Consider the following 14,935-nt stretch of genomic DNA (forward strand, 5'->3'; position numbering starts at 1 on the left):
GGGGTTTCTCCGGCCGAGCTATGCGGCTCGGCGATACTCGTTGATCACCCTCCCGAGTATCGCGTGGCGTTCGATCCGGCCTTCCATCGGCACCGCCACATGCTCATCGTGATCAGGTGGTCGCTGCCCACGGCCCTGATGCGGCCGATCGAGATACTCGTTCAGAACCACGCGCAGGTGACGTTCGCCGTAGATCAGCATTCGGTCGGTGCACTCGCCGCGTTACCGTTCGGATCCACCGCTCGGCGTAGCAGTTCGCCCTTGGCGTTCGCGGCGGTGTCTTTAGCACTGTGATACCTACGGCGGCGAACACCTCATCGAAGACCGCAGTGAACTTAGCGTCCCGATCGCCGATAGGAAGCGAAACGACCTGCTCGCTCGCCGAGGTCGATCACCGAAACGGTGCGAGCGCATGATGCGCCGCACGGTCGCCTCGCTGACCTGGAACCCAAGCCGCTCCAACTCCCCGTGCACCCGTCGATGGCCCCACCCGGGGTTCTCCCGCGCCAAGCGCACGATCAGGTCCCGAAGCTCCGGAGTCGTTCCTGTACGCCCGGGCCGATGCGGGTAGGCCCAGGCCCGTCGCAATAGGCGACGATGCCACGCCAGCAACGTCGCCGGGGTGACCAGACGATGAGCGCGCAGCACCGCCGGTAACCACCGGGCCAGCGCCGCGAGAACGGCCCGATCGGCCGTTCACCATAGATGATCAAGAGACCGGGCGTCAGGATGGCGGGTCCTCGGAGGCGGGCATCGTGAAGAACCTGAGGAAAATCGGCCGCGCGCTGGGCGACGCGTCTTCCGGCGTGCGGCGGAATCTAGACAGCAGTTCCATGTACGCCTCGAAGAACTCGTCGAGTTCTTCCCTGGTCAGGTGAGTGAGCCCGCGAGACGCCTTGGCCCACTCGCCGTACCGCCGATGATCTGTGAAGAAGCGCCGGGCGAGCTCCAGCTCCTGGTCGACCTTGAACTCGGTGATCTCGTCGAGGAGCTTCTGCGACTCCTCGTCCATCTCGCCCGCCGGCGGCCACCTCAGGTCGGCGCTGATCTGCCGCCACCAGCGCTCCCTTCCGGTTGACTGCTCGGGGATCTCTTCGATGAACCCGTTGTGCTCGAGCTGGCGCAGGTGATAGCTGAGCGTCCCAGTGTTCTCGCCGAGTGCCCGGGCGAGCGTGGTGGACGTGGCCGGGCCGTTGATGCCGAGATGCCGCAGGATCCGCTGCCGCAGCGGATGGCCGAGTGCCTTGTGCGCACCTGGATCACTGAGCTGCCGGATCGTCGGTCTGTTCGCCACACTGCGAGCTTACAACCTCCCGTCACATTGCAGAATTTCTTCTGCAGCATTTTTTCTGCAATACTCCGTCGCGGCGCTCCCTGACGCCACCACAGGGGAACATCGGGACACGAACACGGGAGTGAACGAGGATGTCATCAGCCGCAGACGGTCACCCATCGGGACGGCGCTCACGCGCCATCGGACTTATGGCCCTGTGCGTGCTCCTGCTGATCGCCATCGGCGCGATCAGGGACACCACCCCCACCGCGGTGAGCCCGGCCGACGCTCCTGACCGGGCGTTCAGCGCGCAGCGAGCCTTCACCCAGGTCGAGCGCTTCGCCGTCGCGCCCCACCCCGTCGGCACGGCCGAGCACGCCCGGGTCCGCGACTACCTGATCGGCGAGTTGCGACGGCTGGGCCTGCGACCTGAGGTGCACGAGTCGGTGGGCGTCGCACCGCGCGGCGAGCAGGGCGAACCCGTCACCGCCGGGCGTGTCTTCAACATCGTCGCCGTGATCCCCGGGACCGCTCCCACCGGCCGCATCTTCGTCACCGCTCACTACGACTCCGTCCCCGAGGGACCGGGCGCCAACGACGACGGAGCCGGTACGGCGAGCGCGATCGAGACGGCCAGGGCGCTGCTCGCGGACGGCACCCGGTTGCGCAACGACGTCGTGTTCCTCATCACCGACGCCGAGGAGACAGGGCTCCTGGGGTCGGAGGCGTTCGTGAGGAACCACCCGCTCGCACAGGGGCGGAACGTGGTGCTCAACAACGAGGCGCGCGGGTCCAAGGGGCCGGTGCTGATGTTCCGGAGCACGGAGCCGAACGCCAGCCTGATCTCCACGTTCGGATCGGCGGCGCCCATGCCCGTGGCCGACTCCGTGTACGCCGAGCTCATGAAACTGCTCAACAATGACACCGACTTCACCGCCTTCCAACCCGGCGGGATGGCCGTGCTCGACTCCGCCTACGCCAACGCGGGCACCCTCTACCACAGCGTTCTCGACGACCCCGCGCACGTCGATCTCGCGGCACTGCAGCAGATGGGCGACAACACGCTGGCGCTCGTACGCGCGTTCGGCGGCGCCGACCTGGCGCGGCTGACCACCGGGAACGACCTGGTCTACTTCAACCTCCCGCCCGGACTGCTGGTCCGCTACCCGGCCTGGGCGGTCACCCCGCTGGGCGCCGTCGCCCTGCTGGCGGCACTGGCGCTGATCTTCCTGGCCCGTCGCCGGGGCGTGGTTACGTTGCGGCGCACGCTCCTCGGCGCCGCGCTCGCCCTGATCCCGATCGGACTCGGGGTAGGCGCCGGAGTCTACTTCTGGGACCTGCTCAAGATGATCCGGCCCGAACTCGGCGGAACCGCCACCACGACCCCGTACCAGCCTGAGCTGTTGTGGCTCGCCGTCTTGATGCTCGCGGGCACGATCCTGGTCGCGTGGTACGCGCTGCTGCGCCGCCGCGTCGGCACCGCCGAACTGGCACTGGGCATGCTGGCCTGGGTGGCCCTGATCGCTCTCGGACTCGGCATCGTGTCGCCCGGAGCGTCACACCTCGCCGCCTGGCCCGCCCTGGGGGCGGCGCTGGGCGGGCTGGCCGCGCTCCGCCGCCCGCCGCGGTGGCGCGTCCTCATCCTCGCCGCGGGTCTCGTCCCGGGCGCCCTGATCCTGCTGCCCAGCGCGTGGAACACGCTGCCGACGGGCCTGCAGTACGTGGGCTACGCCCCCATGCCCCTGGTGATCCTGTTCGGCGGTCTCCTGCTGCCGCTGATCGAGACCGTGTGGACTCGCAGACGTTCCCCGCTGATCCCGCTGACCGCGCTGGTCGTCTCGATCGCTCTGATAGCGGCGGGCCTGCTGGTCGAGCCGATCGACAAGGAGCACCCGCGGCGAACCAGCCTGGCCTACGGCCTTGACGCGGACACCGGCAAGGCCTTCTGGCTGACTTCGAAGGCGCCCGACCAGTGGGCCCGGCGCTACGGTGGCGCCGACATGACCGGCCAGCCGCCGGCGGAGCTGTGGGGCGGGGGGTCCAAACTCCTCAGCCCGGCGAAGGCCGCCGCGCTGCCGGCGCCCTCGCTGCGGGTGCTCGCGGACACGACCTCGCAGGACGAGCGAACCCTGCGCGTCCGTATCCACTCAGAACGCGGAGCGAACATGGTCGGCCTGCGGGTGGACGGAGACACTGCGACAGTGCGTTCGCTGGCCGTCGAGGGCCGCTCCATTACTGCCGATCCAGCGGGATTCGTTTTCCACGCCCCGGGACCGGGGGGTGCCGAGGCGTCGCTGACCGTAGGGGTTACCGGCGACAAGATCCGGCTGCGGGTCACCGACGTGAGCCCGAACCCCAGCGAGATGTCCGCACTTCCCGGCTTCATCCCCCCACCGGATTGGCTGTTCCTCGGCGACACCAAGATCTCCGTCACCAAGGCTTATGACATTTGACGACCCCCGGACTACCGAGCCTGCGAGCTCCCGTCCCTCGGCGGTGGCCGTCCCCCCGCCCGCGAGGGCCGGGAGCTGTCCTGGATAGCGGTATCCTGCGACACCGCCTACCGTCTGCTGCCAGCCTGACGTGTAGGGCATCAATACTCACCACCTTGTGGCGTTCGATCCGGCCTTCCATCGACACCACCACATGCTCATCTTGATTGAGTGGCCGTTGCCCACGGGCCTGATGCGCCGATGGGCGTTGTAGTGATCGACATATTCGCTCAGGACCTAGCGCAGGTGACGTTCGCCATGGAGCAACAGGCGATCGGTGCACTCGGCTCGCACGGTCCAGATCCAGCGCTCGGCGAAGCAGTTCGCCCGTGGCGTCCGCGGCGGCGTCTTCAGCACCGTGATACCCACGGCGGCGAATACGGGGCTTCCCCCCAAGGCCAGGTAGTTTAAGGTCTTTGAGCTGGTCGGCGACAGGCTCGGGCGACACCAGCCCCGTGGCGGCCTGGGCGGTGGCGGCGGGGAGCTCATCGTCGCCGTGGGTTACCACTCTGCCGCCGTTACGCTCCAGGCCTCAGGCGTCTGTGACGAGGCGGTCCAGGGAGGTGGTGGGCAGGACGATCCAGCCCTCCGTGGCCGCCGTACCCTCTTGCTCCGCCGTCGGCGCGCCGACCAGGCCGAGGGCCGACGCGCGTGCGGCGAGTGCCGACACAACGGCGTCGGTGGCGTCGTCCGAGGCCCGGCAGAGTGGCTCGTACTCGCCCGGGTCCAGCCACGGCGCCGCCTCCAGCAGCCGGTCCACGAGCAGGCCCAGCTCGGTGAGGTTGGCGGCGCGCTTGTATCCCCGGTACGGCAGCCCCCACCGCTTCAGGCAGGCCGCCGGATAGACCTCCACAACTGCCCCTCTGCCGCGCCGATCGACTGGCCGGCCACGGCGGGCGAGCTCGGCCAGCAGGGCGGCGCAGCGCATGGTGGCATGCCCGATGCGGTCGGCGGACACACTCAGCGGCGTCAACCCGGTCTGTTCGTGTACCACCTGGTCGGTGACTCGCAGCGCCAGGTCCCGCCGCCAGGCCCGGCCGACCAACCCCTCCGGCACCCGTACGTCCCCGGCGCGATGGGCACAAACGAAGTCGACGAACTTGTCGGGCCAGCCGAGCGGACAGTCGACCCCCGCCTTGTCCGCGCCCAGCATCGCCTCGACGATCAGGTCGTCGTCCGCTCCGGCCACCAACCTGATGATCCGCGCCCGGCCGGCCGACCAGTCGACCCAGGCCACAGCGGTTCGCGCCGCCTCCGCGGCGAGATCGATACCGACCGTCAACATCCCCTCACGATAGGGCCATCCCGGGGGAAGGCGGATACGGCGCGGAGACCGTTGGTGGCGGGTTTCTACTGGGACTGCTCGGCGGCCTCCTCCGCCGTGACGCGGCCACGTTCGGGGGCCGCCGCACGGGCCTGGGCGGGCGCGGGGTCCGGCGGGCGGCGCCAGTGCCAGTCCGAGACCGCTTGATAGGCCGCGACGACCGACAACAGCCGGTCCTCCGCGTACGGCAGGCCGCCGAGGATCGTGCCGATGGGCTCGCCCGTGGCGGTGAAACCGATGGGGAACCCGATCTCGGGCAGCCCGATGGAGTCGAATGGCGTCGGCGAGGTCTGCACCACCACGTCACAACTGCCGAATATCTGATCCAGCACACGTTCGAGCAGCAGCAGCTTGGCCCGCTGCCCGGTGATGTACTCGTTCGAGCCCATCGTCGCGCCCTGCAGCCAGCCGATCACCGACACGCCGAACCCGCGCAGGTCGCTCCGCAGGTACGGCATGAACGGCTCGCTGCGCTCCGGCAGGCGTACGTTGTTGAAGTCGTTGCCGGTGAGCAGGCTCCAGTCGGCCGGGAACGGCACGTCCACCAGCGTGGCCCCGCGAATCCCTGCCATCGCGGCCAGGAACGCGCGGCGAGCCAGCGCGGTCGCGGACGTGCCGTCGGCGTAGCCCGGGAGCACGCCGATGCGGGTGTTCCAGCGGAGTTTCACCCGGTTTCCCGAGTACACCGGGGTGGCCGCGTTGATGAGGTCGGGAACCTTCGGCAGGCCCTGCGTACGCGGGTCGTTCTGGTCCTCGCCCGCCATCGCGGTGAGCATGATCGCCGCGTCCTTGGCGTCCCGCGCGAGCGGGCCCGGGTGGTCGCGGGTGTAGCTGAGCGGGATGATCCCGTGCAGCGAGACCCGGCCCATGGTGGGCTTGAGGCCGGTGAGGTTCTGCGCGTTGGAGGGCGCGGTGATGGAGCCGCCGGTCTGGGTTCCGGTTCCGGAGGCGGCCATGCGCCCGGCCACCGAGGTCGCGGTGCCGGTGGACGAGCCGCCGGGATCGACGTTCGGCCGGTCCGGGGTCCACGCGTTCACCGTGGTGATCACGCCGGCCGGGGTCGTCGCCCTGGTGGTGGCCAGCGGGCCCATCTGGGTCTTGCCGAGCACGATTGCCCCGGCCGCCTTGAGGTTCGCCACCGGGGTGGCGTCGAACGTGGGCACGAAGTCCTGGAACAGGAAGGAGTTCGCGGTGGTGCGCACCCCCGCGGTGTAGTAGTTGTCCTTGATCGCGAGCGGGATGCCGTGCAGCGCGCCCCGGTTGGGCCGCTTGGCCGCCGCCCTGGCCGCCTCGCGGGCGGCGTCGGCGAGTACGGTGTTGAACGCCTGGTAGGTCGCGTCGTACGCGGCGATTCTGGCCAGATACGCCTCGGTCAGCTCCAGCGGGGAGATCTTGCGGTTGCGGATCATCCACGCGGCCTCGGCCAGCGTCAGCTCGGTCGGGTCGGCTATGGCCTCGGGCCGCGGCTTGACGTAGGCGTTGCCGTCGTCCAGGCCGGGCCGGTCCCGGTCTTTGTCCGATGCCCAGGCGGCCGACGGTAGCGCGGATAGGGCCGCCGTCCCGACGGCGCTCACGGCCGCGGCCCTGGCCAGGAACGCACGCCGGTCGAAGGTGCGGTCGAGGGGCTGGTCGCCGGAGGGCTCGTCGGTTGTGGTCATTTGCGCCACTCCGTCGCAATGGAGGGGTAGAGCATGGGGGCGCGCTGCTGGGAGAGCGCGGGTTCGGACGCCGGGCTGGTTCCGTCCGGCGCGGGCAGCTGGTACGCGGCCAGCGCCGCGACCGAGCCGCGCATGAACGAGCGGAGCGAGGCCATGACCGTGTCGCGGCCCGGCGCGCCGGTCTCGGGATCGGCTGTGGTGCCTGGTGGGAGTTGGTCGAGATCGATACCGAGTATGGCGAGCCTGGCCTTGATCGCGGTGTCGAGCTCTGCGTCGGTTGGTGCGGGAAGTGCCACGAATGTTCTCCAAGGGAGACTTAGTCCGGTTTGAGAGCACTTCACATCGCGCTTATGTCCGACAAATCACGATCTTGTGAAACTCAAGTGACTAGTGTTACTGCTGGTTCATGGGGCACCTCCGTCCAGGGCTTCGCAGACGGTGAGCGCGTCACCGATGGCGGCGACGTCGTGAGTGCGGATGAAGTCCACGCCCTGGCGCGCGGCGTACAGTTCCGCCGCCAGGGTGGCAGGACCAATATCCGCCAGATCGCGCCCGGTGAGCATACGAAGGAACGATTTGCGGGACGGAGAGGACAGGACCGCGACGGTGAGGACTGACGGCCCTTCGGCGGCCATCGATCAGTGCCTCGGCAGCCGAATGAACGTCCTCCCGTGAAGGCAGTAGCGGCACCTCCGCCGGCCGGTCGGGCAGGTGATACAGCCACCGGACCGCCGAGCCGGCTACCCGAGCGCCTCGAAGCCCTCGATCAGGTAGGCGGATTTGGAGTTGTGGTCGGCCCGCTGTGGGGAGCCGAATCGACTGCGGCCGTCTTCAGAATCGCCCGTACGGTACTGGGGGAGACCTTGTGACCCAGAGTGGCGATCTCTGCGGCGGCGCGTCGGGGGTCGACCCGGCTCGCGCTTGGAATGAGTCCACCGTCGCTTCACCCACGCGGCGTGCCATCGCTGGAGCGTCAACGGGGTGATGGACAGGTAGTGACGGCGGCGTCGGGGCGGTAGCCGCCAGCGCGGAAAAGATCGCTCGGTCGGCCCACGATGGCCGGGGAACAGTGACCTGGCCGCGAAGGACCGCGAGCGGGTGGCGCTGTACGAGGATCTCGATGTCTTTCGACGTCTGTGATCGATCAGGCAGCGATCCAGTTAATCAGCGACAGAGTATTAACTGGACACCCCTCCGCTCGGGTTCCTTGGAAACTGTCTGCTCTAGCGCGCCTGGTCGCGGTCGCGACACAGGGTTGAGATCTTGAATAAAAATTCAATATAGCGGCTTCATCGCTATTGGCCAGAGAATGGTAGCTGCGCGACCGCAAGGTCGAGGGACTGGGGGACCGGCGGGGTGGTGGGTGACCTGGTACGGCAGATTTCACGCTCGCCAGGTACGTGATGGGCTGGAGTTGGATTGGTGTCCTGCGCGGGGCGCATGTGTCCGTCCAGGGCGTTGTCGTCGACCGCTCCAGGCTTGTGGCTGGTGAGATGAAAGGAGTAGATCTTCTTCCGGCATCGAAGCGTGCCCAGTCCAGCTTCGGCCCTGGGGTATTGTCCGCGGACCATGAGCTGAGATACTGCCTATTAACGCCGGGTTCGAGAACCATGAGCGCTGGGCTACCTGGGCGAAAAGGGGTTGCGCGCCGGCTTCGGCACGCTGGTTCCTTTGCGTAGGTGTGGCGACCCTGGGGATGCATGATTTGCTGAAGGGGTCTATAGTACTTACTATCAGACGTAATTGGAGCATCCCTATGGCGAAGCGTATTGTTGAGTCCTTTGTCGATGACATCGATGGCAGCGATGCGGAGGGCACCACGAGGTTCGCTGTCGACGGCACGAGCTACGAGATCGACCTGTCGGGCTCGAACAGGGAGAAGTTGGAGAAGGCGCTCGCTCCCTTTATCACCAAGGCTCGCGCGGTCCGTGTCGTCAGGGGTGTCCGCGGACGACGTGGCGGCGTCGGTTCTGCTCGGGCGGTCAGCCGTGAGAAGTCCGCGGAGATCAGGCAGTGGGCCAAGGCTCAGGGCCTGCCGGTGAGTGAGCGGGGTCGCATCGCCGCCACCGTCGTGGAGCAGTACGAGGCAGCCCACTGAGGGAGCACCTTGGTTCCCAGCAAAGCTTTGCTCGCGAGCGTGACGATTTCGCTTGCTTCAGCTCACGACAGCAGCCTGCACGCCGGCCAGCCGGGACGGCGCGGCCTAGATGTCGGCAGCGACCACTCGCGCGTCGCCAGAGCCGGCGATGCGCCGCCTGGCCTGGCGGTCTAGGTGAAGATGTCGAACGCGTCGACGAGCATGTACTGGCCTGATCGTTTGACGCCGCGTAGCGTGTGCGTTCCCTGCGGGAGCCCGCGGACGCCCCAGATGACCTGTGCGGCCAGCCGGGTGGGGTTGGTCGTGTCGACGGTGGCTCTGAGGGCGCCGTCGAGGTAGATGTCGACGAGGCCCTGGTCGGAGTACTTCTCCGACAGGAAGTCGATTCCGGTGCCGGTGAAGGTGTAGGCGAACGAGGCGCCGTTGGTGGTGGTGTACTGCACGTCGTTGTTGACGTCGCCGTAGCCGCGGCCGCTGCTGGTGGACCAGCCGGTGCTGTAGGTGGCCGCGTCGCCGTTGACCCGGTGGATGGTGGCGTCCGTGGGGTAGAGCTGTGTCGCCGGCACGATCTGGGCCGGTGTGTTGGGGCTGGCCCAGGCGAGTTTCATGAATGCCTCGCTGGTCCGGTCGGTGTAGTCGATGCGGATCTCGTGGCGGCGGCCGGCGACGAGGGTCACGCTGCCCTGGTCGACGGCGGCTGTGTGCGGGGTGTTGTTGTTGATGACCAGTTGACCGTCGATCCACAACTGCACGGTGTCATCGGACCCCGTGGTGAAGGTGTAGCGCTCGGAGTAGCGCGGCTCGATCGTGCCGGTCCAGCGGGCGGAGAAGTTGTCGGTGTTGATCGCCGGCGCCGGGGAGCCGCTGAAGCGCCAGGCGTAGTTGACGGTCGGATCGGTCCGGGTGACCACCGGGGAGCCGGTGAACGTGGTGTTGTTCCAGTACGCCGCCTTGAGCCCGGTGCCGGTGCCGACGGCCCGGGGTGCGGTCGGGACGATGTCGGCCTCGATGACGGTGGCGATGGCGTTGGTGGCGGCGCCGCTGGGCAGGAAGTCGTAGCCGTCGCCGGCCGTCCGGTAGGTCACGGGTGAGCTGCTGCCGATCACCCGTGCACCGGTGACGGTGAACGGTGCGCGCTGGCTGAGGTGCAGAGTGCCGGCCCAGTTGTTGACGATCAGGTAGAGCTTGTTGCCCTTACGCGTGACACGGCCCCAGCCCGGCTGATTGACCAGGCCGGTGTGGCCCGCGCCATGGATCGCCGCCGCATTGGTGGCCATCCACGTGCCGATGCCGCGCAGGCCGTCGGACTGCCCGGTGGTGACCGCGCCGGTGTCGGTCGGGCCGATGTTGAGCAGCAGGTTGGCGCCGTTGCTGGTCAGGGTCGCGAGGTCACGGACCATCGTGGTCGGGGACTTGAAGTTGGTGTCCCAGGCCGCGTAGCCCCAGGTGTTGTTGATGGTGATGCAGGATTCGTTGAGCTGGATCGACGGCGGGGAACCGGCCAGCGCCTGCTCGGGGGTGCCGAAGTCGCCGTCGATGGCCCGGCGTTTGCCGACCCGGTTGTTGATGACGGCCTGGGGGGCGATGCTGCGGACGTACCGTTCGAGATCTTCGCCGTTCTGGGCCGACCATGGGTTGACCGGGTTGCTCTCGGCCCATTCACCGTCGAACCACAGCACGGCGGGGTCGTAGGCGGTCACCAACTCCTGGAGCTGGGCCTTCATCTTGGTGATGTAGGCCGGGAAGTCGCCGGTGAAGTCGGGGTCGTGCCAGTCCCAGATGGAGTAGTAGAAGCCGAGCTTGATGCCGTTGGCGGTCGCGGCCGTCTTGAGCTCGCGCAGGATGTCGCGGCTGAAGCCGGAGTGGTCGCGGATGTTCCACCGGTTGACCGCCGTGGGCCACATCGCAAAGCCGTCGTGGTGCTTGGAGGTAATGACGATGTACTTCTGGCCGGCCTGCTTGGCCATCCGCACAATGGCGTTCGCGTCGAACGCGGTGGGCTTGAACGCGGCGGCCTGCGCCTCGTAGTCACTCCACGGGATGTTGCACTGCCGCTTGATCCACTCGACCTCCCGGCAGTTGTTGTACTGGCCCTTGTACATGGCGTATGGGCCGAAATGGATGAACATGCCGAAGCGCGCCTCGTCGAACCAGCGGGTTCGCGACGAGGTCAGCGCGTCATCGACGACGTAGTTGTCGCCGGGTGCGGCGGCAGCCGGCGCCGATGGCATGGAGACCAGTGCCGTCAGCGCGACGAGTAAGGACAGTGCTGTCCGGGCGACTTTTGACCGCATGGAGTCCTCTCCTGTGACTGGGGATGGCGATCAGTTCGCCGCTGCGTGCACGCCGCTACAGCGGCAGCGAACCAAGAGGTACGTGCCATATTGATCCCCTGAAACATCCGATCTGTCAAGCAAGAAATTGGGGCGTTAGAGAAGATTCTCGGCGCTCGAATCCGGTCGGGCAGGCCATGTTTCGAAACCACAGGCTAATCGCCATGCCAATACATTGGATGTATGAAGGAGAACGTTATCTTTTGTGAAGAGCCAGGCAGGTACGGTCCAGATAGACCAGGTATCGCCACCCCACTGCCGCCGACTGGCCGCCCTCCGGGTTCGGGGCCCGGTGGTCTCCCACGCCCGCGGAGGGCCTACGTTGCCGCGCAGCCCTCCCTGGACCGGGTGGAGATCAGCGACCGCAAGGCGGGAGCGATCAAGCTGACACCGATCGAGGCTGCCCCCGAGCCGCGCAACCTGCGCCGGATCAAGAACGAGGTGGCCCGCCGGTGGAGCGCCGTCCCGCTGATCGACATCCTCAAGGAGGCGATCCTGCGCACCGGCTGCCTGGCCAAGGTGACCGCGACAACCGGCACCGGCCACATGAGCCCCGAAGTTCTCGCCGAACGGCTGATACTGGTCATCTACGCCTACGGCACCAACTGCGGCATCCGGCAGATGATCTCCGGCGCGCGCCCACAGCGAGGAGGACCTGCGCTACGTGCGTCGTCGCTACCTGACCCCGGAGGTGGCCCGCACCATCGCGGTCGAGATCGCCAACGCCACCTTCACCGCCCGCGACACCAGGCTGTGGGGGCAGGGCTCAACCGCGGTCGCCTCTGACTCCACCCACTTCCGCGCGTGGGGATCAGAATCTGTTCACTGAGTGGGACGCTGAAGGCGTCGGCCTCCGAGGTGGCCGCCATGGTGGAGGGTGCCACCCGGCATGGCACCACCATGAAGGTCGAGGGCGACTACGTGGACTCGCATGGGGAGTCGGAGCCTGGCCTCCGAGCCACCGGGTTGCTGAACGTGGATCTGCTGCCGCGCATCAAGCAGATCAACCAGGTCAAGCTGTATCAGGCCGACTACGGAGACCTGGCCCGGTATACCGGGCGATGCTGGAGATCGGCGCGCACCACGTTCGTCGCCCGCTACTTGTATGACCGCGACCTGCAGCGGGAGATCGAGGAAGGGCTGAACGTGGTCGAGGCGTGGAACCACGCCAACTCGGTGATTTGCTACGGCCGCGGGGGCGAGATTTCCACCAATCGGCGCGATGAGGTGGAGATGACGGCTCTGTGCCTGAGGATCTTGCAGGCCTCGCTCGTCATGGTGAATGTTCGGTGCTCTCGGCTCTCTTGGCGGCACATGACGAGCAACTTGTTGATCATGTTGAGAGTCACTGATCTCCCCATGTGATTCGCGTGCGCGCCTCGGGGGTGGTTGCCGATCAGTTGGCGGGGGCGCCTATAGTGGGCGGACGGAACCTGCGGAGACACCGGGCAGGCCCTGAAATCACGGGGTCGCGGGCGGGTTCCGTCGTTACTGCTTCGAGTAGATCCTCGTGCGGTTGTCTGCTCCGGCTCTCCATCGCGTCGCTCGATCCGTACGCGATCCGCTCTTCGCGGAATGGTGAGAGCCGTCCGAATTCAGCAACACGCGACGTCTGCGAGCCCATCGGGATGATGCACACGCGCGCTCACATGAGGAAGACGCTGTGACAGAGACGATGACGGGTGCCCAGATTCTGGTCCAGGCCCTGGAAGAAGCGGGCGTGGAGCTCATTTTCGGGATGCCGGGCGGGACGATCCTGCCCGCCTACGACCCGCTGATGGACTCCACTCGGCTGCGCCACATTCTGGTGCGGCACGAGCAGGACGCCGGTCACGCAGCGGCGGGTTATGCCACCGCGACCGGCCGGCCCGGGGTGTGCATGGCGACCTCCGGGCCCGGCGCGACGAACCTGGTGACGCCGCTGTGCGATGCCGCGATGGATTCGGTGCCCGTGGTTGCGGTGACCGGCCAGGTCATTCGCCCCCTGCTGGGCACCGACGCCTTCCAGGAGGCCGACATCTGCGGCATCACCCAGGGCATCACCAAGCACAATTGGCTGGTGCGCTCAGCCGTGGACATCCCGCGTGCGATCGCGGAAGCCTTCCACGTCGCCACCACCGGCCGCCCCGGCCCGGTCCTGGTCGACATTCCCAAGGATGTCCTGCAGGAACATGCGCCGTACGTGCGCCCGGAGCGGATCGACCTGCCAGGAGTGCCCCAGACGCCGCGCCCGCACCCGCGCAGTCTCACGCAGGCGGCGGCCGCCCTGCGCGCGGCGAAGCGGCCGGTCCTGTACGCCGGCGGCGGGATCATCAAAGCCGATGCGGCCGGCGAGCTGATGACCTTCGCCGAGCTCACGGGCATCCCCGTGGTCACCACGCTGATGGCCCGCGGCGCGTTTCCGCGCAGCCACCAGCAGAACCTGGGCATGCCGGGGATGCACGGTACGGTGCCCGCAGTCACCGCGTTGCAGCAAGCCGACCTCGTCCTCGCGCTGGGAGCCCGCTTCGACGACCGCGTCACGGGCGACCCGAAGACCTTCGCCCGGCACGCGAGGATTGTGCACGCCGACATCGACCCGGCGGAGATCGGTAAGAACCGTGCGGTGGACATCCCCATCGTCGGCGACGCCCGCGACGTCCTGACCGGCCTGATAGAAGCGGTTCGCCAGATCGGCGGCCCCACCCCCTGGCCGGCTTCCGGACCATGGTGGGACGCCATCGAAGCGTTGCGCGCCGCCCACCCGATGACCTACGACCGGCCCGCCGACGGCTCGCTGGCGCCACAGCAGGTCATCGAGCGGATCGGGCAGCTCGCCGGCCCCGACGCCACCTACGTCTCCGGGGTCGGGCAGCACCAGATGTGGGCCAGCCACTATCTTCCGCTGGAACGGCCCCGCTCGTTCCTGAACTCCGGCGGCGCGGGCACCATGGGATACGCGCTGCCCGCCGCGATGGGCGCCAAGCTGGCCCATCCCGACACCATCGTGTGGGCCATCGACGGCGACGGCTGCTTCCAGATGACCTGCCGCACCCTGGCCACCTGCACCGTCGAGGGCATCGCGATCAAGGTCGCGGTCATCAACAATTCCGGCCTGGGCATGGTGCGCCAGCTCCAGTCCCTGTTCTTCGACGACCGTCACTTCGGCGTCGACTGCAGCACCCCGCAGCTGCCGGACTTCGCCGCTCTGGGCGAAGCGTATGGCGGTGTCGGTCTGCGCTGCGATCACGCCGAGGACCTCGACGCGACCATCCGCAAGGCCATGGAGATCAACGACGTCCCCGTCGTTATTGACTTCCGCGTGAACCAGCAGGAGATGGTCTGGCCGATGATCGCGGCCGGAGCCTCCAACGACGATATCCGCATCGCCCGCGACACCGCTCCGACCTGGGACGCCGACTACTGAGCCAACTGCGGCTCCCGGCGACATCGTCGGCCATGCACTTCCTCGGCACTATGACGATCGACAGGGAATTGCGGCGGAAACTCCGGATCTGTCCTCTCTGGCCGGGCCTTGCTCTTACGGCCCGAACGTCCGCGCCGCGACCGCGCACTTGGCGACACGCATCACAACGGTTACCCCGTTACCGATGTCCGGTTTGCCTCTGCCGAGCAACGGCTGTCCGTCAGGCAACCAGGGCGTGCCGTCGGGGTGATCCGCGAGTGAGCCGCCGCGACGTCACGGTCTCAGGAAGCGTCATCGCAGGTCAGCGCGACTATGCTAGCGAAATCGGGATCATTTGCTACACGGACGGGT

12 protein-coding genes and 1 pseudogene are annotated in these 14,935 nt (G+C 67.6%); 5 read left to right on the top strand and 8 right to left on the bottom strand.

Translation table 11 applies throughout. The features are described from left to right. Positions 1–18: 18 nt before the first annotated feature. From BLS95_RS57270 to BLS95_RS45810, 3 genes are all read right to left on the bottom strand, one after another. Positions 19–201: a hypothetical protein gene (locus tag BLS95_RS57270; RefSeq protein WP_218136306.1), complete on the bottom strand. Its 183-nt coding sequence runs from the start codon at positions 199–201 to the stop codon at positions 19–21. Positions 202–297: 96 nt separating this feature from the next. Beyond that, on the bottom strand, positions 298–648 hold the full coding sequence (locus BLS95_RS60055) for an IS3 family transposase (protein ID WP_218136307.1): 351 nt from the start codon (positions 646–648) through the stop codon (positions 298–300). Positions 649–724: 76 nt separating this feature from the next. After that, entirely contained in the window at positions 725–1,294 is a 570-nt protein-coding gene (locus BLS95_RS45810) for an ArsR/SmtB family transcription factor (protein WP_218136308.1), read from the bottom strand. Between the two features lie 200 nt (positions 1,295–1,494). Between BLS95_RS45810 and BLS95_RS45815 the strand changes: the two genes are divergently transcribed. Continuing rightward, positions 1,495–3,726, top strand: coding sequence for a M20/M25/M40 family metallo-hydrolase (locus tag BLS95_RS45815; RefSeq protein ID WP_176993740.1), 2,232 nt, complete (start codon positions 1,495–1,497; stop codon positions 3,724–3,726). A 571-nt stretch (positions 3,727–4,297) separates the two neighbouring features. Here BLS95_RS45815 and BLS95_RS45825 read toward each other — a convergent pair. From BLS95_RS45825 to BLS95_RS45840, 4 genes and pseudogenes are all read right to left on the bottom strand, one after another. Beyond that, positions 4,298–5,050, bottom strand: coding sequence for a DUF429 domain-containing protein (locus BLS95_RS45825; protein WP_090945911.1), 753 nt, complete (start codon positions 5,048–5,050; stop codon positions 4,298–4,300). A gap of 65 nt (positions 5,051–5,115) precedes the next feature. Further along, entirely contained in the window at positions 5,116–6,747 is a 1,632-nt protein-coding gene (locus tag BLS95_RS45830; protein ID WP_090945912.1) for an amidase, read from the bottom strand. Further along, positions 6,744–7,043, bottom strand: a complete 300-nt coding sequence (locus BLS95_RS45835; protein ID WP_090945913.1) for a hypothetical protein — start codon at positions 7,041–7,043, stop codon at positions 6,744–6,746. The genes BLS95_RS45830 and BLS95_RS45835 overlap by 4 nt, the downstream gene beginning before the upstream one ends. A gap of 108 nt (positions 7,044–7,151) precedes the next feature. Beyond that, positions 7,152–7,346 (bottom strand): annotated as a pseudogene (locus tag BLS95_RS45840) (hypothetical protein); the annotation flags it as partial. A gap of 1,157 nt (positions 7,347–8,503) precedes the next feature. On the opposite strand from BLS95_RS45840, the gene BLS95_RS45845 reads away from it, so the two are divergent. After that, positions 8,504–8,845 carry a histone-like nucleoid-structuring protein Lsr2 gene (locus BLS95_RS45845; protein WP_090945914.1) on the top strand — a complete coding sequence of 114 codons (342 nt, stop codon included), beginning with the start codon at positions 8,504–8,506 and terminating at the stop codon, positions 8,843–8,845. A 170-nt stretch (positions 8,846–9,015) separates the two neighbouring features. Here BLS95_RS45845 and BLS95_RS45850 read toward each other — a convergent pair whose 3' ends face one another. Beyond that, positions 9,016–11,139: an alpha-L-fucosidase gene (locus BLS95_RS45850; protein WP_090945915.1), complete on the bottom strand. Its 2,124-nt coding sequence runs from the start codon at positions 11,137–11,139 to the stop codon at positions 9,016–9,018. A gap of 730 nt (positions 11,140–11,869) precedes the next feature. Here BLS95_RS45850 and BLS95_RS59380 point away from each other — a divergent pair. From BLS95_RS59380 to BLS95_RS45865, 3 genes are all read left to right on the top strand, one after another. Beyond that, positions 11,870–12,007, top strand: coding sequence for a hypothetical protein (locus tag BLS95_RS59380; RefSeq protein WP_281250120.1), 138 nt, complete (start codon positions 11,870–11,872; stop codon positions 12,005–12,007). Next, the gene (locus BLS95_RS45860) at positions 11,983–12,543 is read left to right on the top strand and encodes a Tn3 family transposase (RefSeq protein ID WP_143044175.1); all 561 of its coding nucleotides are present in this window, start codon (positions 11,983–11,985) and stop codon (positions 12,541–12,543) included. The genes BLS95_RS59380 and BLS95_RS45860 overlap by 25 nt, the downstream gene beginning before the upstream one ends. Before the next feature lie 247 nt (positions 12,544–12,790). Further along, a complete protein-coding gene (locus BLS95_RS45865; protein ID WP_090945918.1) occupies positions 12,791–14,584 on the top strand; it encodes an acetolactate synthase large subunit in 1,794 nt (597 codons plus the stop codon). Positions 14,585–14,935: the final 351 nt, after the last annotated feature.

The sequence above is a fragment of the Nonomuraea jiangxiensis genome (assembly GCF_900099965.1).
Taxonomy (GTDB): Bacteria; Actinomycetota; Actinomycetes; order Streptosporangiales; family Streptosporangiaceae; genus Nonomuraea; species Nonomuraea jiangxiensis.